Origin of the sequence: Mycobacterium sp. SMC-15 (genome assembly GCF_045310925.1) — a bacterium.
Classification (GTDB): Bacteria; Actinomycetota; Actinomycetes; order Mycobacteriales; family Mycobacteriaceae; genus Mycobacterium.
On the sequence record NZ_JBJIAJ010000004.1, the window covers coordinates 323,707 to 344,174 of the forward strand.

The 20,468-nt window shown below is 66.0% G+C and carries 22 protein-coding genes and 1 tRNA gene; 14 read left to right on the forward strand and 9 right to left on the reverse strand.

The genetic code is table 11. The annotated features are described in order from the left end of the window. Position 1: 1 nt before the first annotated feature. Genes ACJH71_RS08480 through ACJH71_RS08490 form a run of 3 tightly spaced genes read right to left on the reverse strand, consistent with a single transcriptional unit; the run spans position 2 to position 2,299 of the window. Positions 2-1,000 (reverse strand): Gfo/Idh/MocA family protein, encoded by a 999-nt coding sequence (locus tag ACJH71_RS08480; RefSeq protein ID WP_406757562.1) that lies wholly within the window; start codon positions 998-1,000, stop codon positions 2-4. Beyond that, complete coding sequence (locus tag ACJH71_RS08485; protein ID WP_406757563.1) at positions 997-1,692, reverse strand: PIG-L deacetylase family protein; 696 nt, start codon at positions 1,690-1,692, stop codon at positions 997-999. Before ACJH71_RS08485 ends, ACJH71_RS08480 begins: the two co-directional genes overlap by 4 nt. Positions 1,693-1,696: 4 nt before the next feature. Beyond that, the gene (locus ACJH71_RS08490; protein ID WP_406757564.1) at positions 1,697-2,299 is read right to left on the reverse strand and encodes a TetR/AcrR family transcriptional regulator; all 603 of its coding nucleotides are present in this window, start codon (positions 2,297-2,299) and stop codon (positions 1,697-1,699) included. Positions 2,300-2,344: 45 nt separating this feature from the next. Here ACJH71_RS08490 and ACJH71_RS08495 point away from each other — a divergent pair, with 45 nt between their 5' ends. After that, entirely contained in the window at positions 2,345-3,484 is a 1,140-nt protein-coding gene (locus tag ACJH71_RS08495; RefSeq protein WP_406757565.1) for a phosphotransferase family protein, read from the forward strand. Then, positions 3,484-4,599, forward strand: coding sequence for a hypothetical protein (locus tag ACJH71_RS08500; RefSeq protein WP_406757566.1), 1,116 nt, complete (start codon positions 3,484-3,486; stop codon positions 4,597-4,599). The genes ACJH71_RS08495 and ACJH71_RS08500 overlap by 1 nt, the downstream gene beginning before the upstream one ends. Before the next feature lie 10 nt (positions 4,600-4,609). Here ACJH71_RS08500 and ACJH71_RS08505 read toward each other — a convergent pair whose 3' ends face one another. Next, positions 4,610-5,608, reverse strand: a complete 999-nt coding sequence (locus ACJH71_RS08505; protein ID WP_406757567.1) for a TIGR03617 family F420-dependent LLM class oxidoreductase — start codon at positions 5,606-5,608, stop codon at positions 4,610-4,612. Positions 5,609-5,625: 17 nt separating this feature from the next. Next, positions 5,626-6,612, reverse strand: a complete 987-nt coding sequence (locus ACJH71_RS08510) for an alpha/beta fold hydrolase (protein ID WP_406757568.1) — start codon at positions 6,610-6,612, stop codon at positions 5,626-5,628. 99 nt (positions 6,613-6,711) lie between these two features. Here ACJH71_RS08510 and ACJH71_RS08515 point away from each other — a divergent pair, with 99 nt between their 5' ends. After that, positions 6,712-7,686 (forward strand): NADPH:quinone oxidoreductase family protein, encoded by a 975-nt coding sequence (locus tag ACJH71_RS08515; protein WP_406757569.1) that lies wholly within the window; start codon positions 6,712-6,714, stop codon positions 7,684-7,686. Between the two features lie 42 nt (positions 7,687-7,728). Next, positions 7,729-8,550 (forward strand): nuclear transport factor 2 family protein, encoded by an 822-nt coding sequence (locus tag ACJH71_RS08520; protein WP_406757570.1) that lies wholly within the window; start codon positions 7,729-7,731, stop codon positions 8,548-8,550. 9 nt (positions 8,551-8,559) lie between these two features. Here ACJH71_RS08520 and ACJH71_RS08525 read toward each other — a convergent pair whose 3' ends face one another. The 3 genes from ACJH71_RS08525 to ACJH71_RS08535 all read right to left on the reverse strand — a co-directional run bounded on the left by ACJH71_RS08525 (position 8,560) and on the right by ACJH71_RS08535 (position 10,343). Beyond that, positions 8,560-9,315 carry a DUF1295 domain-containing protein gene (locus ACJH71_RS08525; protein ID WP_406757571.1) on the reverse strand — a complete coding sequence of 252 codons (756 nt, stop codon included), beginning with the start codon at positions 9,313-9,315 and terminating at the stop codon, positions 8,560-8,562. A gap of 74 nt (positions 9,316-9,389) precedes the next feature. Continuing rightward, entirely contained in the window at positions 9,390-9,893 is a 504-nt protein-coding gene (locus ACJH71_RS08530; RefSeq protein WP_406757572.1) for an STM3941 family protein, read from the reverse strand. A 72-nt stretch (positions 9,894-9,965) separates the two neighbouring features. Next, complete coding sequence (locus ACJH71_RS08535; RefSeq protein WP_406757573.1) at positions 9,966-10,343, reverse strand: MerR family transcriptional regulator; 378 nt, start codon at positions 10,341-10,343, stop codon at positions 9,966-9,968. Between the two features lie 79 nt (positions 10,344-10,422). On the opposite strand from ACJH71_RS08535, the gene ACJH71_RS08540 reads away from it, so the two are divergent. The 7 genes from ACJH71_RS08540 to ACJH71_RS08570 all read left to right on the forward strand — a co-directional run bounded on the left by ACJH71_RS08540 (position 10,423) and on the right by ACJH71_RS08570 (position 17,511). Beyond that, complete coding sequence (locus ACJH71_RS08540; RefSeq protein ID WP_406757574.1) at positions 10,423-11,358, forward strand: alpha/beta hydrolase; 936 nt, start codon at positions 10,423-10,425, stop codon at positions 11,356-11,358. 113 nt (positions 11,359-11,471) lie between these two features. Continuing rightward, complete coding sequence (locus tag ACJH71_RS08545) at positions 11,472-13,298, forward strand: flavin-containing monooxygenase (RefSeq protein WP_406757575.1); 1,827 nt, start codon at positions 11,472-11,474, stop codon at positions 13,296-13,298. Next, complete coding sequence (locus tag ACJH71_RS08550; RefSeq protein ID WP_406757576.1) at positions 13,295-13,882, forward strand: TetR/AcrR family transcriptional regulator; 588 nt, start codon at positions 13,295-13,297, stop codon at positions 13,880-13,882. The genes ACJH71_RS08545 and ACJH71_RS08550 overlap by 4 nt, the downstream gene beginning before the upstream one ends. 91 nt (positions 13,883-13,973) lie before the next feature. Beyond that, complete coding sequence (locus ACJH71_RS08555) at positions 13,974-15,395, forward strand: TIGR00366 family protein (RefSeq protein WP_406757577.1); 1,422 nt, start codon at positions 13,974-13,976, stop codon at positions 15,393-15,395. An 84-nt stretch (positions 15,396-15,479) separates the two neighbouring features. Next, complete coding sequence (locus ACJH71_RS08560) at positions 15,480-16,286, forward strand: maleylpyruvate isomerase family mycothiol-dependent enzyme (RefSeq protein ID WP_406757578.1); 807 nt, start codon at positions 15,480-15,482, stop codon at positions 16,284-16,286. Then, positions 16,283-17,008, forward strand: coding sequence for a DsbA family protein (locus ACJH71_RS08565; protein WP_406757579.1), 726 nt, complete (start codon positions 16,283-16,285; stop codon positions 17,006-17,008). The genes ACJH71_RS08560 and ACJH71_RS08565 overlap by 4 nt, the downstream gene beginning before the upstream one ends. A gap of 299 nt (positions 17,009-17,307) precedes the next feature. Continuing rightward, positions 17,308-17,511 (forward strand): cold-shock protein, encoded by a 204-nt coding sequence (locus ACJH71_RS08570; protein WP_406757580.1) that lies wholly within the window; start codon positions 17,308-17,310, stop codon positions 17,509-17,511. 474 nt (positions 17,512-17,985) lie between these two features. Here ACJH71_RS08570 and ACJH71_RS08575 read toward each other — a convergent pair. Beyond that, positions 17,986-18,059 (reverse strand) — tRNA-Met (locus ACJH71_RS08575). Positions 18,060-18,479: 420 nt separating this feature from the next. On the opposite strand from ACJH71_RS08575, the gene ACJH71_RS08580 reads away from it, so the two are divergent. The 3 genes from ACJH71_RS08580 to ACJH71_RS08590 are packed head-to-tail and all read left to right on the forward strand — an operon-like array spanning position 18,480 to position 20,468. Next, positions 18,480-18,713, forward strand: a complete 234-nt coding sequence (locus ACJH71_RS08580) for a hypothetical protein (protein WP_406757581.1) — start codon at positions 18,480-18,482, stop codon at positions 18,711-18,713. A gap of 55 nt (positions 18,714-18,768) precedes the next feature. Further along, on the forward strand, positions 18,769-19,605 hold the full coding sequence (locus ACJH71_RS08585) for an MlaE family ABC transporter permease (protein WP_406757636.1): 837 nt from the start codon (positions 18,769-18,771) through the stop codon (positions 19,603-19,605). Positions 19,606-19,607: 2 nt separating this feature from the next. Then, positions 19,608-20,468 carry an ABC transporter permease gene (locus tag ACJH71_RS08590; RefSeq protein ID WP_406757582.1) on the forward strand — a complete coding sequence of 287 codons (861 nt, stop codon included), beginning with the start codon at positions 19,608-19,610 and terminating at the stop codon, positions 20,466-20,468.

The following is a 20,468-nucleotide window of genomic DNA, read 5'->3' on the forward strand; positions in this document are numbered from 1 at the left end:
ATCAGCCCGGCTCGCGCAGGGGTAGACCTGCGGCGGTGTAGATCGCGTCGATGACGGTCATGTTCTCGATCGCGTCGTCGGGGGTGGTGCGTACCGGCACGCCACGCAGCACGGCGTCGGCGAACGCATCGAGTTGGTAGGCGTAGGACGCCCGATGGGTGAAACGCTCGACGCGCTTGCCCTTGGGCGAGCTGACCCGCAACCGGTGGAAGTACTGCGGCATCAGCGGGTTGAGCGCCCGCAGCTCACCGTGTTCGCCGATCACCCGGGCGCTGATCTGCAACAGGTTCGATGACCACAGCGAGCAGCGGATGCTCCCGGTGTGCCCGGCGGGAAACCGAAGCTGCGCACGCATGGCTCGGTCAACGAGTGGGTCACGCAGCTTCGCTTGCGCGGAAACGACTTCCGGGGTAGCTCCACCGAAGGTACGGGCCATATGCACGGCATAGCAGCCGGCGTCCATCAATGCCCCGCCGGCCAGCGCATAGTGATAGCGGATATCGGAGAAGCGGGGCAGCGGAAAGCTCAGTGCGGTGTGGACCTGCCGCAGCTCCCCCAGTTCGCCAGAGGCGATGATCTCTTCGATGCGCTCGGTCATCGGGTGGTAGCGGTAGTGGAATGCCTCCATCGCCACCCGGTCGGAGCCCGCGGCGACCGCGGCGATCTCGCGGGCTTCCTCGGCGTTGGCGGTGAACGGCTTCTCGCACAGCACGTGCTTGCCGGCGTCCAGTGCGGCGCGGGTCCACTTGCCGTGCAGGTGGTTCGGCAGCGGGTTGTAGATGGCATCGACCTCGGGGTCGGCGATCAGTGCGTTGTAGCTGTCGTGCACCCGGCCGATGCCGTGTTTGGCGGCGAAGGAACGGGCGCGGCCGATGTCGCGCGCAGCCACTGCGCTCACCACGACTTCTGGGTTGGCGGCGGCAGGTTTGAGCAGTGCATCCGGGGTGATCCGGGCCGCCCCGAGCACGCCGATCCGCAGCGCCGTCGTGGTGTCGGTCATGAGATGGTGCTGCGCTGCAGGCGGAACCCGGCCACCCGGCGACCGGGTTGGGCCGAGGTCGTCATGTCGACCACCCGGCGCGCCTGCTCGCGCACCGGTGTGGCCGGATCGAGCACCGACAGGTACACGTCGTGGGCGGCCAAGGACTCCGTCGCGACATCGAGGTAGGCCTCCACATCCTCGACATGGGTGGGCCCCGGGCCGCCTTGGAACAGCCAGCGCGGCTTGTCTGCCAGGGTGTCCCACGCATCGGTGACCGCGGCGGCGAATTCGATGTGGTCGCGCTGGTTGGGCATACCCGGCCCGAACTCCGCGCCGCCGTAGATCGCCACCACCACGTCGGGTCGCAACTCGCCGATCACCGCTGCGATCTTGGCGCGCAACTCTGGCGTGTTGCGGATGTTGCTGTCCGGGAAGCCCCAGAAGTCAACGTGAGAAACCCCGACGATGGCCGCCGCCCGCCGTTGCTCATCCTCGCGCAGCGGTCCCGCCTGCCCCGGCTCCATGCCGGCGATGCCCGCTTCCCCACTGCTGGCCAGGGCGTAGCGGACGGTCTTGCCGGCGGCGGTCCATTTCGCCACCGCGGCGGCGACACCGTATTCGGGATCGTCCGGGTGCGGCACCAACACCAGCAGCGACGCCCAGTCTTGCGGGAAGGGCAGCGGCTCGGTGGGCCCCACAGGTTGGGACATGGGTCTATGCCATCACACCGTGGGCGATGATGTCAGCGATCCGCTGCACCCAGTCATCGCCGAGGTCGTCGTCGGGGCGCAGCATCATGGCCAGCAGCGCCGCGCCGCCGATGATTTCGACCAGCCGGTCGGGGTCCACGCTTGGTCGCGCGTCACCGCGGCTCACCGAATCGGCCACCCAGTGGCGCATTACCTCGAAGAGTCCCTGGAAGCGTTCCAGGATGCGCGCGGTCAACTCGGCGTTGGTCGCCATGTCGGCGATCAGGCCGGGCAGCGCCGCCCGCACCACCGGGTTGGTGAACGCGTCGCGCGCACCGGCCATCATGGCTCGCAGGTCGCCGGCCGCATCGCCGGGCGCCGCGGACACCGCACTCGGCGGCACCGAGAACACGGCCTCGTGCACCAGCTCGGCCTTGCTGGGCCACCGGCGGTACAGCGCTGTCTTGGTCGTCCCGGCACGCTCCGCGACGGCCGCCAGGCTCAGATTCGTATATCCGACTTCGACAACCAGTTCCACGGCAGCCTGCAATATGGCAGCGTCGATGCGGGGGTCACGAGGTCGTCCGGCGCCGGACCCCTTGTCAACCGCTGAAGGTTCTGCTTTCATAACGCTACCTGTCGTATCGTAATTACCCTAACGGAGGATACAACCGTGGTCGAGCAACCGACTGTGGAAAAGGACGTCGGCCGGATCCAACGTTCTAGCCGCGATGTCACCACACTGCCCACGGTAATGTCTCGCTGGCTTGCCACCCAGTTGCCGGGCGCGGCCACGCCGGAGATCACCGTGGAAAGCGGCGTCGACACGAACGGCATGTCGTCGGAAACAATCATGCTCACCGCCCGCTGGACGGAAGACGGTGCCCCGGTCGAACAGCGCTGGGTGATGCGGGTGGGGCCCGCCGCCGAAGACGTCCCGGTGTTTCCGACATACCGGCTGGATCATCAGTTCGAGGTGATGCGGCGGGTGGGTGAGCTCACCGACGTCCCGGTGCCGAAGGTGCGCTGGCTCGAACCGACCGGAGACGTGCTGGACCGGCCGTTCTTCCTGATGGACCGGGTCGACGGCGAGGTGCCACCCGACGTCATGCCCTATACCTTCGGCGGCAACTGGTTCGCCGATGCGACAGCCGAGCAGCAGCGGACCCTGCAGGAGTCCACCGTCGAAGTGCTCGCCAAGCTGCACGCCATCGGTGATGCGGAGCAGACCTTCGCCTTCCTCGACGAGGGGTCGCACGGGGACACCGCACTGCGCCGCCACTTCGAGGGGGTACGGCAGTGGTACGAGTTCGCGGTGCCCGACATGGGGCGCTCGCCGCTGCTGGACCGCGCCCTGGCCTGGCTGGAGGACAACTGGCCCACTGACGTGGCCGGTGGCGAAACGGTGTTGTGCTGGGGCGACTCCCGGATCGGCAACGTGCTCTACCGCGACTTCCAGCCGGTTGCCGTGTTGGACTGGGAGATGGTGGCGCTGGGGCCCCGCGAACTGGACGTGTCGTGGGTCATCTTCGCGCACATGGTGTTCGAGGAACTCTCCGGGCTGGCGGGGCTGCCCGGGCTTCCGCAGGTGCTCCGCGAGGGCGACGTGCGGGCCACCTACCAGAAGCTCACCGGTGTCGAACTCGGTGACCTGCACTGGTTCTACGTCTACGCCGGGGTGATGTGGGCAATCGTGTTCATGCGCACCGGGGCCCGTCGGGTGCATTTCGGGGAGATGGAAAAACCGGAAGACCCCGAATCCTTGTTCTACCATGCCGGATTGCTGAAGAAGTTGATCGGAGAACAGAACTGATGCTGGGGCCACTCGACGAATTCCCGGTTCACCAACTGCCACAACCGATCGCCTGGCCGGGATCCTCGGATCGCAATTTTTACGACCGGTGCTATCTGAATGCCCACGACCGCACCGGGGACATCTTCTTGATCACCGGGTGCGGCTACTACCCCAACCTCGGTGTCAAGGACGCCTACGTGCTGGTCCGCCGCGGCGACACCCAGACCGCAGTGCACCTGTCCGACGCCATCGACCAAGACCGGCTCAACCAGCGCATCGGCGCCTACCGCATCGAGGTCACCGATCCACTGCGCTCCCTGCGGGTGGTCATGGACGAGACCGAGGGCATCGCACTCGATCTGCGCTGGGAGGGCCTGTTCGACCCGGTGCAGGAGCAGCGGCACATCCTGCGGACCGGCAACAGGGTGACCCTGGATGCGCAGCGCTTCGCTCAATTGGGCTCGTGGAGTGGGCAGATCGTGGTCGATGGCGAGGAGATCGCCGTCGACCCCGCGGTCTGGATCGGCTCACGCGACCGCTCCTGGGGCATCCGACCGGTCGGAGAACGCGAACCGGCCGGCCGTCCCGCCGATCCGCCGTTCGACGGCATGTGGTGGCTGTATCTGCCGATGGCCTTCGAGGACTTCGCGGTGGTGATGATCATCCAGGAGGAGCCGAACGGCTTCCGCTCGCTCAACGACTGCAGCCGAGTCTGGCGCGACGGCCGCGTCGAACAACTGGGTTGGCCGCGGATCTCCACTCGCTACCGCGCCGGCACTCGCATCGCCACCGGAGCCACCATCGAGGCCACCCGCCCGGACGGGACTCCGGTCGTGTTCGAGGTGGAATCCAAACTGCCGGTGCCCATTCACGTCGGCGGCGGCTACGGCGGCGACATCGATTGGCTGCACGGCGAGTGGAAGGGCGAGAAGTTCACCGAGCGCCTGACCTATGACATGACCGACCCGGGCATCCTCGGGCGCACCAGCTTCGGGATGATCGACCACGTGGGGCGCGCGGTGTGCCGCGAGGGCGACGCCGCCCCGGTCGAGGGTTGGGGACTCTACGAGCACGGTGTGCTGGGACGGCATGACCCGACGGGATTCCCCGACTGGGTCACCATGGCTCCCTAGCGCCTAGCCCTTAAGACAATTCGCTGACGATCGCCCCGATAACCGCCGGGGCGATCGGAGCCGCCTGGTAGATGCAGACGGTGTCGGCGATTCCGTCAACCCTGTCACGGATGTGCGCGGCCACCTGCGCCGGCGTACCGCACGCGGCGATGGTGTGCAGGATCTCGTCGGTGATCCGTGCACCCATCTGCGCCCATTGCCCCTGCTTGGACAGTGCGTTGAGTTCGGGCTGCAAATCCTGCCAGCCGTGTGCGGCCAGCACCGGGGCGTACGCCGGAGTCGACGCGTAGAAGCCGAGCAACATCCGGGTGGCGGCTTCGGCAGCCTCCCGCTCGGCATCGGTGGCACCGGTGGCCACGATGACTTCGGGCACCACCGCGAAATCCTCGGCACGCCTTCCCGCTTGGGTAAGCCCCGCATGCACCGCGGACATGGTGCTCTCATGCAGGAATCGCTTGGTGGAGAACGGCATCACCAGCAGTCCATCGGCGTGCGCGGCAGCAGCACGAGTCAGCCGCGGCCCCAGCGCGCCGACATAGATCGGTGGTGGCCCGTACGGGTTCGGCCCGGGGCTGAACGTCGGCGTCATCAGCGTGTGCCGGTAGTAGTCGCCGCGAAAATCCAAGCGGGCGCCGGTGTTCCAGGAATCGAAGATCGCCCGCAGCGCCGCAACGAGTTCGACCATGCGGTCCACCGGCCGGTCGAAGGCGGCGCCGAAACGCTTCTCGATCTGCGCACGCACCTGCGTGCCCAGCCCCAGGACGAATCGCCCGCCACTGAGCAGCTGGTGATCATTGGCCTGGTGCGCCAAATGGATCGGGTTGCGTGGGAACGCAATCGCAACATTGGTCATCAGGTCCAGGCCACCCACTCCGGCGGCCAGGGTCAGCGGCGCGAACACGTCGTGCGGGCCTTCGAAGGTGAAGACCCCGCTGACGCCCGCGTCACGCAGCTCGCGCGCCTGATCGACCACACCGGTCAGCCCGCTGAGGGCAGTGAGAACTTTCAACGCGATTCGCCGGGCCCTTATGAACTGATCTCGGAGCCGACCGCCAAGCCGCCCGCGGAACCAGTGGCCAGATCCACCAGGTCACGCAGCTCCCGATTCACCGCAGCGGGATGTTCGAGGATCGAGCAGTGTCCCCCGCTGACCTCGACGAACCGGGCGAGATTGGGTGCGGCGTCGGCGATCCGCTGTGAGGCCGCGAGCGGCAACAGCCGGTCCCGGGTGCTGCCGATGACCAGGGTGGGCACGGTCAGGCCGTCGAGGTTGATGAAGGACGCCGGACCGAGCGCGTCGATGAGCGCCCGCACCCAGTGGCCGCGGCTTGCGGCCGGTGTTTTGGCGAACAGGTCGCAGATCAACGAGGTGACCCAGGGGTCGGCCTCACCGCCTACCGCAAGCATGTGCACGAATCGCCGAACCGCCAGGTTCGCCGGGCCGACGATCGGCACGTTGCCGAACGCCAGCAACCCGCGACGAGCAGCCTCCACCCGGGCACGCTGCAGGGGCGGTGGCACCTGGAACAGTTCGACCTCGGCCAGCAGGTTGCCGATGGTGGTGTTGATCAGCGCTACCGCATCGGCACGTTCGTGCACGCGGTGCCGGTAGCGGTCCGACCACGCACTGATCGCCATGCCGCCCATCGAATGTCCGGCGATGACGGCACGTTCTCCCGGCGCCAGGGTGGCCTCCAGCACCGCGTCCAGGTCGGATGCCAGGTGCGTCAGGCTGTATCCACCGCGCTTGGGCACCCCGCTGCGTCCGTGGCCGCGGTGGTCGTAGGCGATCACCCGGTGATCGGCGCTCAGGTCGGCAATCTGATGTCCCCACACCCGGATGGCGCAGGTGATTCCGTGCGCCAGCACGATCGGGTAACCGTCGGCCGGCCCGAAGACCTGGGTGTGCAGCTTTGTTCCGTCAGCCGCCCGGACCGCCATGGTGCGGGCTGGCGGCAGCTCCGCCGGGAATGTGCCGACAATTCGCCGCCGACTGGACCGTTGAGCACTCATCGCCACCTCATCGGAAATGCGGCAACGCTGCCGCATCGCGAGCATACGCCTGCGTGGACTAGGTTTTCACCGAAAGGACTACTGACGAAGGGTTCGCCCATGCGCGCGGTACAGATTTCACAACTCGACGGACCGGCGGCTGCCCAGGTGGTCGACCTCGATGAGCCGGCCGGTGAGGGCCTGGTGGTCATCGACATCCACGCCGCCGGAGTGGCGTTTCCCGATGTGCTGCAGTCCCGCGGGCTCTATCAACACAAGCCGGAGCTGCCGTTCGTGCCGGGCGGCGAGGCGGCCGGTGTGGTGCGCAGCGCCCCGGCCGGCGCGCACGTACGCCCCGGTGACCGGGTGGCGGTATTGACCATGCTCAACGGCGGAATGGCGCAGGTGATCGCGGTGCCCGCCGCCCAGGTGTTCAAACTGCCGGACACGGTGTCGTTCGAGGCCGGTGCCGGTCTGCTGTTCAACGACCTGACGGTGCTGTTCGCGCTGACCACGCGCGGCCAGCTGACCGAAGGCGCCACTGTTCTGGTGCACGGCGCCGCCGGCGGGATCGGCACCTCCACGCTCCGACTGGCCGGGCCACTGGGGGCATCTCGGGTGATCGCCGTGGTCTCCACCGAAGCCAAGGCCGAGACGGCTCGAGCCGCCGGCGCCACCGACACGGTGCTCGCCGACGGGTTCCGCGAGGCGGTTGCCGAGCTGACCGGTGGACGCGGCGTGGACCTGGTGCTCGACCCGGTCGGCGGTGACCGGTTCACCGACTCGCTGCGCTCGCTGGCCCCCGGCGGAAAGCTGCTGGTGGTGGGCTTCACCGGCGGCGACATTCCGACGGTTAAGGTGAACCGGCTGCTGCTCAACAACATCGACGTGGTGGGTGTCGGTTGGGGTGCGTGGGTGATGTCGCATCCCGGCGAACTGGAGCACCAATGGGAGGTGTTGGAGCCGCTGCTGGCCTCCGGAGAAGTGGCCGCGCCGCAGCCGGATGTTTTTGGCCTCGACCGGGCCGCAGATGCGCTGTCCGCACTGGAGAATCGCACCGCGGCGGGCAAGGTCGTGCTGCGGATGCGCGACTGAGGGGCCCTGAGGTCTTAGCGGTCTTCGACGAGAGGAATTCCGATGCCGGACCAGCGTTCTTCGCACAGTGCCAGTGCACTGCTCGACGCCGTCGAGCAATCTCCGAAAGCTGTGGCAGTACACGATAAGTCGGCCTGGGTCGGAATCTTCGCCGCCGACGGGCAGGTGAACGACCCGGTCGGTTCGACCCCCCATGTCGGCACGGCCGCCATCGGGCGCTTCTTCGACACCTTCATCGCACCGAACACCATCGCCTTTGATGTGCAGCACGACGTGGTCGCCGGCATGTCGGTGCTGCGAGACCTCACGGTGCACACCACGATGTCGACCGGTGTCACCATGCATATCCCGATGCACCTGCGCTATGACCTGGTTTCGCAGGGACCGGACGGCTCGTTGAAGATCCAACGGCTGTTCGCGCACTGGGAGCTGCAGAAGATGGTCGGGCAGCTGCTGACCTCAGGAGGCCGCGGTCTGCTGGCCTCGGTGATCCTGGGACCTCAGCTGATTCGTCACCAAGGGCTTTCGGGCTGCGCCGGCTTCCTGCGCGGCCTTTCCGGGGTACGAAAGCGCGGAAAGCGTCAGGTCGAGAAACTCGTCGCGGCGCTGGGGCAGGGTGATGCCGCCGCGGTTTCGGCGCTTCTGACTCGGAATCCCACCTTGAGCCTGGACGGCGTCTCTGAGACGTCAGTTGCCGAATTTGTCTCAACAGTGCGGCATCTCTCGGTTGAGAAGCTCCTGGCCGCCGGGCATACCGTTACTGCGACCGTGCACCTGGACGGCAAGCGCGGGGTGGGATTGTTCGAGTTCTCCACTGACGCCGCCGACCGGGGCGCCATTTCCGCTGTCCGCCTCTATATCTGAGGCGGACAGCTACAGCACGCCGGGAATGATCGCCTTGCGATTGGGCGGGTAGTCGGGAAACTTCTGCTGATACCACTTGTGGGTGGCCATCGCCCTGGGCCCCAAGTTGGCGATGGAGAAAAACACGAAGATCAGGCCCGGCAGCGTCCAGGCCATGATCGCCCAGCCCGTCCACAAGATCAGCTCACCGAAATAGTTGCCCGACGACACCCAGCGATACACCCCGCCGTAGGGGATGCTGTACCCGCTGCTGCCATCGGCCCGCAGGCCGATCAGGATGCGGTCGGCCTGGAAATTGATCCCCCATCCGATCACAGCCACGGCGAGACCCAGGATGAAGCGGGGGTCGACGAACCAATGCTCCTGTTGCAAGTGCGGGGCCAGCGCCACGGCATAACCGTTGGCGAAACCGTTGACGGCGTTGAAGATGAAGCCGAATGCGATACCTGAGATCGGGAAGCGTTTGTCATCGCCCTTGCGGCTCAACGGATAGATCAACCCGCGGTAGAGATAGTGGCACTGCCACAGTGCATACAACACGATCGCCGGCGCCCCATGCGAGTGCGCCACCAGCCAGAACGTCACGGTAAAGGCCCACCACTGCGGGCATTCGAACATCAGCCAGCTGATCTTTCCTGGCAGCGTGAAGCGGTCATCCGGACTGGCGAAGCGGCCATAGGGGTTGGTGAACCAAAAGCTGCTGGCGAAGGTGACGATCGTCAGGACGATCAGGAAGACGATAGCGGCGTGGTACAGACCGGCCATGACGGAACCTTTCATCCAGGATGCTAGGCAGTAGTAGCACATACGGCCGGCGCGGTCGTGCTGCGGATGCGCAACTAGCCCCCGGAATCGTCCCGCCTGCCCGGCGCGAAGTAGTCGAACGCGGCACGCATGTCGCTGAGTTTGCCGTCGGTGCCCTGCAACGACAGCACTACGTGACCAAAGGATTTGGCCCCCAGCCTCTTGCGGCCGGCGAACTCGGACGCGTCGTTGAGGAACAGGTACGCCAGCTGCACCCGGCCGGAGTCCACGGTGGCGATGCGCTCGATGGCGCTCCACGGAATCACCCGGTTGCCGCTGCGCCGCCCGTAGACCCCTTCGGCGTCGACGCGGACCTCGGCCCCGGAAGAGAACAACCGCGCTACGAGAACCGCCAGACCGAACCCGAAAAAGCCGATCGCGATCCACCCGAAGACGTGCAGGGCCTGCGGCGACCAGCCACGGATGGGCCCCACCGGCCCGAATCCCCCGGCCAGCCACACCCCGCTCAGGACGAACGCCCCCGCGATAGCGAGCAGCGAGGCGATCTTGCGTCGGTCCGGATGCGCTTCGAACGGCATGTGACCTCCCCTGTCGACGGAGCCGACTCTAGTGCGCACCGGCGGGAGGCACCCCGCGAAGACGACGAGTTGCTAGGTGTCGCTGATGCGCGCCTTGAACTCCGGGCACTCCACCAAAGGCGTATGGGTGCAGGTCACGGCGTGCGTGAGGCTGTCCCGCATCCGGGTGAGGCGGGCGATCTCGTCATCGACTTGGCGGGCTTTCTCGGCCATTCGCGCACGTAACTCGGTGTCGCTGGGTGTGGCCCGCAAGAACCGCTCGATCTGAGCCAGCGTGAATCCGGCCGCTTTGGCACAGCCGATGAGGGCGAGCCGGTCGAGCACCGCCGGTTCGTAGGTGCGGCGAAGGCCGTTGCGTGCACCCGAATTGATCAGCCCGCGCCGCTCGTAGAACCGCAGCGCCGAGGACGCCAGGCCCGATCGACTCGCCACCTCCGCAATGTCCAGCATCGCCATCCCCTTGACTTGAAGCGTGGTTCAAGTCAGAGACTAGCGACGAACCGCCCCCGAGGAAAGGACACCGAGCGCCGTGCCACTACATCCGCAGGTCCAAGCCCATCTGGAACGCCTGGCCGGCAGCAACTTTGCCGACCTGCACACCTTCACCCCCGAGCAGGTCCGCCAGGCCATGCGGCTGATGACCCAAGCCGCCGGCAGCGGCGAAGCCGTCGCAGGCGTTCGCGACCGAATCATTTCCACGCCGGCCGGCGAGCTACCGGTTCGGATCTACCATCCACAGCCGGACGAACCGCGCCCCGTGATCGTCTTCTTCCATGGCGGTGGCTTCGTGCTCGGCGATCTGGACACCCACGACGGATTGGCCCGGGCGCTGGCCAATCGCTCCGGTCGTGTCGTCGTCTCGGTGGACTATCCCCTGGCCCCGGAGCACAAGTACCCGGCAGCGATCAATGCCGGTTTCGCCGCGACGCAGTGGGTAGCTGTCAATGCCGCCGAATTCGGAGGCGACGGCACAAACATTGCCGTCGCCGGTGACAGCGCCGGCGGCAACCTCGCCGCGGTGGTCGCGCTGATGGCACGCGATGCCGGCGGTCCGGCCATCGCACACCAGGTATTGATCTACCCGGACTTGGACTTTCGGCGATCGAACGTGTCCATCCAAGAGTTCGCGGGAAAGTACGGGAACATCAGCCGGGCGACCCAGCAATGGTTCATGAACCACTACCTCAACGGCGGCCACGAGAAACTCGATGCTCACGTCTCACCGCTTTTGGCCCCCGCTCTTGAACAGCTTCCACCGGCGCTCATCGTCACCGCTGAATACGACGCCCTGCGCGACGAGGGCGAACAGTACGGCGCCCGACTCCAGCAAGCGGGAGTTCCCACCACCGTCAATCGCTATGCCGGCATGATCCACGAGTTCATCCGCTGGCCGTTCGACGACGCCGCCCGGGCGCTCGACGACATCGCCGCCGGACTCCGAACCGCGCCCGTGGCTCCGCGCTGAGGCCCGTCGAACGGGGGCCGAGACAATATACGTTGCGTCTGGCCAGCTATCGCCTAGTCTGTTCACTGGACACTATGTCCAGTGAGATGTGATGACGCGAGGAGCACGAGGCGATGCCACCCACGGCCAGCTCCCTGGGACCGCAGCCGGCGAAGTACGACCCGCAGTGGGTGCGTGCGAAGTACGCGCTGGAACGCGACAAACGGATGCGCCCCGACGCCGTGGGCCAGTTCATCGAGGTCACCGCCGATTTCTCGCACTACGCCGACGATCCGTGGACGCAGCGCATCGATCGCCTTCCGGTGCACGACCACGTCCAGGTGGCGATCATCGGCGCGGGTCTGGGCAGCCTGATCGCCGCCGCGCGGCTGCAGGAAGCCGGGATCGGCGACATCCGGATGATCGACACCGCCGGCGACTTCGGCGGCACCTGGTACTGGAACCGCTACCCCGGGGTGCAGTGCGATGTCGAGTCCTACATCTATCTGCCGCTGCTCGAAGAGCTGAACTACGTGCCCACCGAGCGCTACGCACACGGCCCGGAGATCCGAGAGCACCTGCAGAACATCGCCAAGCACTACCGCCTGTACGACAACGCCTTGCTGGGCACCACGGTCACCGGCCTGCGCTGGGACGACGTGGCCAATCGGTGGCACATCACCACCGATCGCGGCGACGCATTCACCGCCACGCTGGTCGCCGTCTCCCCCGGATCGCTCACCCGACCGAAACTGCCGGGTATCGCGGGCATCAACGAGTTCCGCGGGCACACCTTCCACACCAGCCGCTGGGACTTCGGCTACACCGGCGGCGACGAATCCGGTGGGCTGACCAAGTTGTCCGACAAGCGCGTCGGCGTCATCGGCACCGGTTCGACGGGGCTGCAGTGCATCCCGCACCTCGGGGAATGGGCACGCCAGCTCTACGTCTTCCAGCGCACCCCGAGCACCGTCGCGGTGCGGGGCAACCGGCCCACCGACCCGGCGTGGGCGGCGAGCCTGCAGCCGGGTTGGCAACGCGAACGCATGGAGAACTTCACCCGGGTCACCTGCGGGGTGGAGATGGACCTCGACCTCACCAATGACGGCTGGACGCAGAAGGCCCTGGAACTGAGCGAGCCCGCGGTGCTGCGCGAGACTCAACGCCTCGGTCGCCAGATGACTCCCGCGGAGATCGCCGACTTCCTGTTCCACGCCGATTATGTGGCGATGCAACGGTTGCGCGCGCGGATCGATGACACCGTGCGCGACCGCGAGACCGCCGAATCGCTCAAGCCGTGGTATCGGCTGAACTGCAAGCGCCCCGGCTACCACGACCAGTACCTCGATACGTTCAACCGGGACAACGTCGAGTTGGTGGACACCGACGGGCGCGGGGTGGATCGGTTCACCGAGACCGCCGTCGTGGTCGACGGGGTCGAATACGAACTCGATGCGCTGGTCTTCGCGACCGGTTTCGAGGTGGGCACCGAATTCACCCGTCGGCTCGGCTTCGAGATCGTCGGCCGCGACGAAGTGCGCCTGAGCGACAAGTGGGCCAAAGGCATGCGGACGTTGCATGGCCTGCAGACCCACGGTTTCCCCAACTGCTTCTTCCTGGGCTACACCCAATCCGGGGTCTCCCCCAACTACACCCACACCGCCGAGGAGCGGGCCCGCCATTTCGCCTACCTGGTCGGCACGTTCGTGCAGCGGGGCGCGGACACCATCGAGGCCACCAAGACCGCTGAGGACCAGTGGCTGGCCGCGATGGACGAAGCGTCGGAGAAGCCCAAGGCCTTCTACGCCGAGTGCACGCCGAGTTACCTGAGTTCCGAGGGCGATCGGGAGAATCCGCACGGCATGCTGTCGACCAATTTCGGGGGCAAGCCGGTCGATTTCTTCGAGATGCTGAGCGCGTGGCGCTCTACCGGTCGGTTGGAGGGGGTGATCCTGAAATGACCTCCACCGCCCCGCGACTCACGATGCGCGACCGGCACCGCGCCATGACCCGCGACCACATCATGGCCGCCGCGCTGGAGGCGTTCGCCGAACGCGGCTATGTCGCGGTGACCATCGACGACATCGTGCGCCGGGCCGGGATCGGGCGGGCGACGTTCTATCTGCACTTCGACTCCAAGGCAGCGGTGCTGCGCGAACTGCGCAATACCCGGATGACCGTCTGGTCCCAACAGGACGCCCCGCGCGGCGGCAGAGCGGGACGGCCGTCGATCAAGGCCTTCTTCGAGAAGGTGGTCGACTTCTACACCTCCGCGCCCCAGCTCTACATGGCACTGCATCAGGCGCGGGCGGCCGATCCGGAGTTCGCCGCGGCGCACCGAGCGACCATGGAGGCCAACGTCACCGAGTGGATCGAAGCCGACGCCATGCCCGGTGCCACCGAGGACCAACTGCGGCTGGCCATCGCGATGATGTACACCATGGTCGACTCGTTCATGCACCTGTGGCTGGTCGACGGCTGGCCGCTGGAGCGCGAGGCCGCCATCGATGCGATGACCGACGCGTTGCACGCCACCATGCGCTGAAAACGCCGGCTCGAGCGGCCGCGCCATTTATCGTGGCACAACGCACGAGCGATCGCGGTGCGAGCGGTTTTTCAGACGAGAGGCTGGCCCGATGACCGAGCTGCGGGCAGATGGCGTGATCACCGAGCGACCGACACCACGCCGAGGCGTCATGCAGTCGCTCACCGGGCTCAGTGTCCGCTACGTCGAGCGCCTGATGCCCGACCCGTATCTGTTCGCGGTGATCCTCACGTTGATCGTCGCCGGGCTGGTCGCTGCATTGGTGCGCGGAGCGTCGGCCGGCGGCATGCTGCACGCGTGGTACGCCGGGGTGTGGGGCCAGCAGAACATCTTCACCTTCGCCTTCCAGATGGTGCTGATTCTGGTGACCGGCTACACGCTGGCCGAGGCGCCCGTGCTGAAGCGGGCCATCGTCCGCATCGCGGCGCTGCCGCGCAGCCAGGTGCAGGGGGCGCTGCTCTGCTTTACCGTCAGTGCCGCTGCGTCCCTGCTGAACTGGGGCCTGGGGCTGGTGGCCGGCGCACTGGTCGCCCGGCAGGTGGCGCGGCGTTTCCCCGACTCGCATTTCGGCTATCTGATCGCCGCGGCGTTCATGGGTTTCATCGTCTGGACGCAGGGGCTCTCGTCCTCGATCGCGCTGGCCAACACCGATGCCGGCAGCCCCATCAACGTAATCCATAAGATCGCCGGATTCACGGTGCCGTTGAGTCAGACCATCTTTCAGCCGTACAGCTGGCTGTCGGCGATCATCGTGCTGGGGGTGCTCGCGCTCGCGGTGTGGCGCATGGAGCCGGCTGATGCTCTTGCGCCGGATCCCGCGGTGTTCGAGGAAGAGCCGGAGATCGCCGACCAGCGCAGCACGACGTTCGCCGAATGGCTGGAGAACCAGTGGATCCTCAATGTGCTGCTGTTCGCGGCGGGCATCACGTATTTCGTGGCCAGTGGCTTCGCGCTGAACATCTCCTCGATGATCATGCTGTTCACCATCACCGCCGCCCTGTTGCACCGCACGCCGATCCGCTTCATCCGCGCGTTCACCGGTGCGGCCAATGTATCGGGCCCCCTGCTGCTGCAGTATCCGCTCTACGGCGGACTGGTGGGGCTACTGGCGTACACCGGCGCCGAGGGGTCCAAGCCGCTGCAGACGCTGTTGGCCCAGATGCTGGTCAATGGCGCCACGGAATACACCTTGCCGTTCCTGACATTCATCGGCTCGGTGATCATCAGCCTGTTCGTGCCGTCCGGCGGCGGACACTGGGCGGTGCAGGGCCCGATAGCCGTCGACTCCGCCCTGGCGATCGGCCAGCAGTCACCTGCCTATCTCGGGTTGGTGTCCATGGCCGTGGCCGTCGGCGAGGGGGTTGCGAACATGATTCAGCCGTTCTGGCTGCTGCCCCTGCTGGCGATCGCGAAGCTCAATGTCCGCCAGGTGATGGGCTTTACCATCGTGGCGTTCTTCGTCGGGTTGGCGGTGCTGGGGGCGATGACGCTGGTTGCGCCGTGGGTAATTTGACGGCGGGCCTCGCCATTTCCTTGATATCTGCTCGTGCGTGTCCGATGCTCGTAGGGAGTCCTGGCCGCGAAGGAGTAGACGGCATTGAAGACACCGGAACCCGACAGGGTGGACAGGATCGCCACCGCGCTGCGGTCTTGCTACGACGCGATCGAAGCCCTGTGCGCCGATCTCAGCGACGCCGAGTGGGCGGCTCAGTCACTGTGCCCGGACTGGACGGTCCAGGACGTGATCAACCACGTCACCAGTATCGAAGCGGTGCTGGTGGGGTGGCTGCCCGACGACGATCGCACCCCGCCGCCGTTCGAGAAGGCCGCCGATTTTCTGCGCGACGCCGACACCGACACCGACCGCGCGGCGTACCGCGAACTGGTGCGCGGGATCTATGACCGTCGCCGACGCGACCTGGCCGCGTTGTCCGACGCGGATCTGATGCGGCCGTCGTGGACTCCGGTCGGCCCCGCCACCTACGGGCGGTTTCTGGAGATCCGGGTCTTCGACTTCTGGGTACACGAACGAGACATCACCACCCCGCTGGGGCGCACAACCGACGACACCGGCCTGGGAGCCGAAATCGCACTAGCCGAGGTAGCCGGCTCCTTGGGCTACATCGTGGGCAAGAAGGTGGGTCTTCCCGACGCAAAGAGCATCACCTTCGACCTCACCGGACCCATCACGCGCCAGTTGCATGTCGCTGTGGATGGCCGAGCCAAAGCTGTTGACCACCTAGATAATCCGGATGTAACGGTGGCCACCGATTCCACGACCTTCATCCAACTGGCGTGCGGGCGCGTCGACCCGCAGGCCCAGATCGACTCCGGCGCCGTCACCTGGACGGGCGATAGCGAACTCGGCGACCGCGCCGCCCGCAATCTGAGGTTCACGATGTGACCAGTCGCCCGGATTCGGTGGACTTCCACTTCGATGTTATGTGCCCGTACGCCTACCAGACTTCGCGGTGGATCCGGGAGGTCCGCGACCTGACGGGCCTGACGGTGAACTGGCGCTTCTTCAGCCTGGAGGAGATCAATCGCCAAGACGGCAAGAAGCATCCCTGGGAACGCGAGTGGTCCTACGGCTGGTCGATGATGCGCATCGGGGCACTGCTGCGTCGCCAATCGATGGCCGACGTCGATGCCTGGTACGAGCGCGCCGGCCGCGCCTTGCACGTTGAGGGCCGCAAGCCGCACGAGAAGGCGGTCGCCCACCATCTGCTGGCAGAACTCGGATTCGACCCCGGACTCGTCGACCGGGCGATCGCCGACCCGACGACCAGCGACGAGGTACTGGCCGACCATGAGCGGGTGGTTGCCGCCGGCGGCTACGGCGTGCCCACGCTGTTCTTTCCCGACGGGCAATGCCTTTTCGGGCCGGTGCTCATCGATCCGCCCACCGGCGACGCTGCCCTGCGACTATGGGACGTCCTTGTCGGCTGGACCGAGTTTCCGCATCTCTACGAACTCCAACGGCCGAAGACGCCCGCCGACGAACAGCGCATTGCCGAGACGTTCCGACCGTATTTGGAAGCGCGGGACTGGGTGTCGATCGACCGCGGAGAGGTGATTACCTTCACCGATCTCGAACGCGGGCAATGCGCGTCAGATGAACCCTAGGCGCCAATGATCATCATTGCGCCGGAACAAGACCCGGCAGCAGCCGACCCTGGCCGATATGGCCGAGTTCACTGCGCTAAGAGTCGAACCGCGCTCCGAAACCGGCATGGGCGACGGTGGCCGTCGCGAGCGTCTGCCCTTTCGGTTCACCATGGTGGGCGGTGAACAGAATGTCGAAGCAAGGGAATTCACGCCCTGCTCGTTGTTTATCAGTGGACCGCGCCCCCCCGGAAGTCCGTGCTACCGTCAGTTACGCACATCTTTCTTGATGCGCTTGGAAAAATGAGAGAAGTTAAGTAATGGCACAGGGCACTGTGAAATGGTTCAACGGCGAAAAGGGCTTCGGCTTCATCGCCCCCGATGGCGGAGCGCCTGACGTCTTCGTTCACTACTCTGAGATCGGTGGCGGCGGATTCCGCACGCTCGAAGAGAACGCTCGGGTTCAGTTTGAGGTACAGCAGGGTGCGAAAGGTCCACAGGCTGTGGGCGTTTCGGTAATCTAATCGAACACGCAGACTTCAAAAGGCTGTCGCAGCGCAAGCTGCGACAGCCTTTTTTGTTGTCTATGCGCTGGGCTTCCGTCCGTGACACGCGTGCACGACGGATGGCGCCAAGAATCTCGGTCATGACCACGGCGCCGCAACAGAAAACCTGCCCCGGCAGTTCAGAGCGGCACCGATACCTGCCGAAAGGGGCCACCTCGGCGACGCTCTGCGACACGACGCCCATCGCAACGCCGGGGACCGCCCACCGACGCCACCACCCCACGACCGGATGCGAGCTGACATCGTCGACAAGGCCGGATCAGTGACACCGCGCCCGAGTCATCAACGCCGCCACCGGCAAAGTCCTACGCGACTTCGCCCTCGAACCCACCAGGGGCTACCAACCCACCGGCGCCCCAAGGCCCCAAAAGAAAAAACCGCAGACCCAGAGTAGGTCCGCGGCCATTCCGATGTCCTACGACATCACATTAGTAGCGGGGACAGGATTCGAACCTGCGACCTCTGGGTTATGAGCCCAGCGAGCTACCGAGCTGCTCCACCCCGCGTCGGTATCTATGAGATTACCGAACGATGGCCTGGGCACCAAATCACCTGTTGCCGGCGCCGGAACCAGGATCGGCTGCCCAGAATCAGGGGGTAACGTAAATTAACAAAATCCCCCTCCTGCCGGATCGGCGTCGCCGCTCCGCAAACCCGTCGCACCACCCGCCTCGGCCCAATCCTGGCGCTATGCACCCAGTTCAAGGCCGGTTTACCTGTGCCGAATCGCGCGCGGAAAGCCGCTCCGCCTGCCGCGGTAGCCAATCCCTCGGGTCCCGGGGATCCGGCAAAACGGGAAAGCAAAATTAACTTTTCTCTTGCAGGCCCGACCCCTCCGTGGCATGCTGCTCGCACAGCGCCAATTGAGTCCTGCATCACATCCCCCGCCGCCCCCGGCGGGACCACAGAGTCGGGAGAGACTACGGATGCCTGGAATCGTCGACGGCATAGGTCGTCTACTGAGCTATCGGATGAGCGTCGGAGAACTGATCGGGCTGGGCCTGATCCTCGGTACGCCCTACCTGATCATCGGGCTGATCTGGTCGTTGACCCACACCGCGCACCTGCACGACATGCAGGGCGCGGACCTGGTGGTGTCCTTCCTCGGATCGATCGTGTCGTGGCCGGTGCTGTTGGTCGCCAACGTCTGCATGCAGTGACCCGATGTCTGTATCGGAATCCACCCGTCGCCTGATTCACCTCGCTGATCAACAGATGGCCGGCCGGCCGGGCCTACGGGCCGTGGTCGATTGGCTCCTGCAGTACCTGAAGAACCACCCGGTCCAGTCACTGGGCACCGGCGGCAGCCAGGTGGTGCTCGGGGTCCGGGCCATCCAGTACCTGTTCGTCGACCTGTTCCGCGGACGCTTCCTGGTCGGCGACTTCATCGACCAGACGGCGTTCGTAGCCAATGCCGCGTTTCTGCCAACGGTTTTCGTCACCATCCCGGTGGGCGTGACGCTCTCGATCCAGTTCAGCGTGCTGGCCGGCCAAGTCGGCGCCTCCTCACTCGCCGGTGCGGCCACCGGATTGGTGATCATCCGTCAGGCCGCGCCCCTGGTCGCCGCGATGCTGCTGGCGGTGGCTGTGGGCTCCGCGGTCTGCGCCGACCTGGGATCGCGGACCATGCGCGAAGAGATCCAGGCCATGGAGGTCATGGGGGTCTCCCCGGTACGGCGCCTGGTGGTTCCCCGGCTGGCCGCGCTGATGACCGTCGGCGTACTACTCACCAGCATCACGTTTTTCGTCGGCTACGTCGCCGGCTACATCTTCAACGTGTTCCTGCAGAACGGGACCGCGGGCTCGTTCATCGCGACGTTCTCCTCGTTCTCCGACGTCGGCGACATGTGGCTGGCATTCGCCAAATCCATCGTCTTCGGGATGATCGTCGCGATCGTGAGCTGCCAGAAGGGCCTCGACAGCCACGGTGGGCCGGCTGGAGTCGCCAACTCGGTGAACGCCGCAGTGGTGGAGTCCATCCTGCTGTTGATGTTCGTCAACGTCGTGATGAGCCAGCTTTACGTGATCCTGTTCCCCAGGCAGGCGCTGTAACCATGGTCATTCCCAGCGTCTTTGAGATCCCCGGGCTGCGACCGATCACCGGCCTGTTCAGCGGGGTCTTCGTGGCCGTGGCCCGCGCCGGTCACTTGGTGCATTTCTTCGGGCGCACGCTCGCATCCATCCCGACCATGCTCCGGCACTACCGGCGCGAGATGCTGCGACTGCTATCCGATATCGCCTGGGGCAACGGGTCGATCGTCGTCGGCGGTGGCACCATCGCGGTCGCCCTGGCACTCGGGGCGATCGCCGGCGCACTGGTTGCCGTCGAGGGCTACAACGTACTGGACCTGCTGGGTTTGGGGCCGGCCACCGGCCTGATCTCGTCATTCGCCACCACTCGCGAACTCGCCCCGATCATGGTGGGAATGGCGTTCATCGCCCAGGCCGGTTGCCGGTTCACTGCCCAACTCGGAGCGATGCGGATCAACGAGGAGATCGATTCGCTGGAAGCGATGGCGATCAACCCGATCCCGTTCCTGGTCACCACCCGGGCCGTCGCCTCGGTGATCGCGGTGGTGCCGCTGTTCCTGGTGGCGTTGGGTATCGCCTACCTGTCCTGTCAGTTCTCGGTCATCCTGATCTCCGGGCAATCCAACGGGTCCTACCTGCACTACTTTTCGCTGTTCGTCAACGGCCGCGACGTGCTGTACGCGACGTTCAAGGCCACCGTCTTCGTGTTCGTGTCCTCGACCATCCAGAGCTACTACGGCTTTATCGCCTCGGGCGGACCGGCAGGCGTCGGTGTCGCCGCCGGACGCGCGATGCGCACCAGCGTCACCGCCGTGGTCGTGGTGAACATGTTCCTGACCATGGCGCTGTGGGGTGTCGAATCCGGCGCCAGGTTCGGAGGTTAG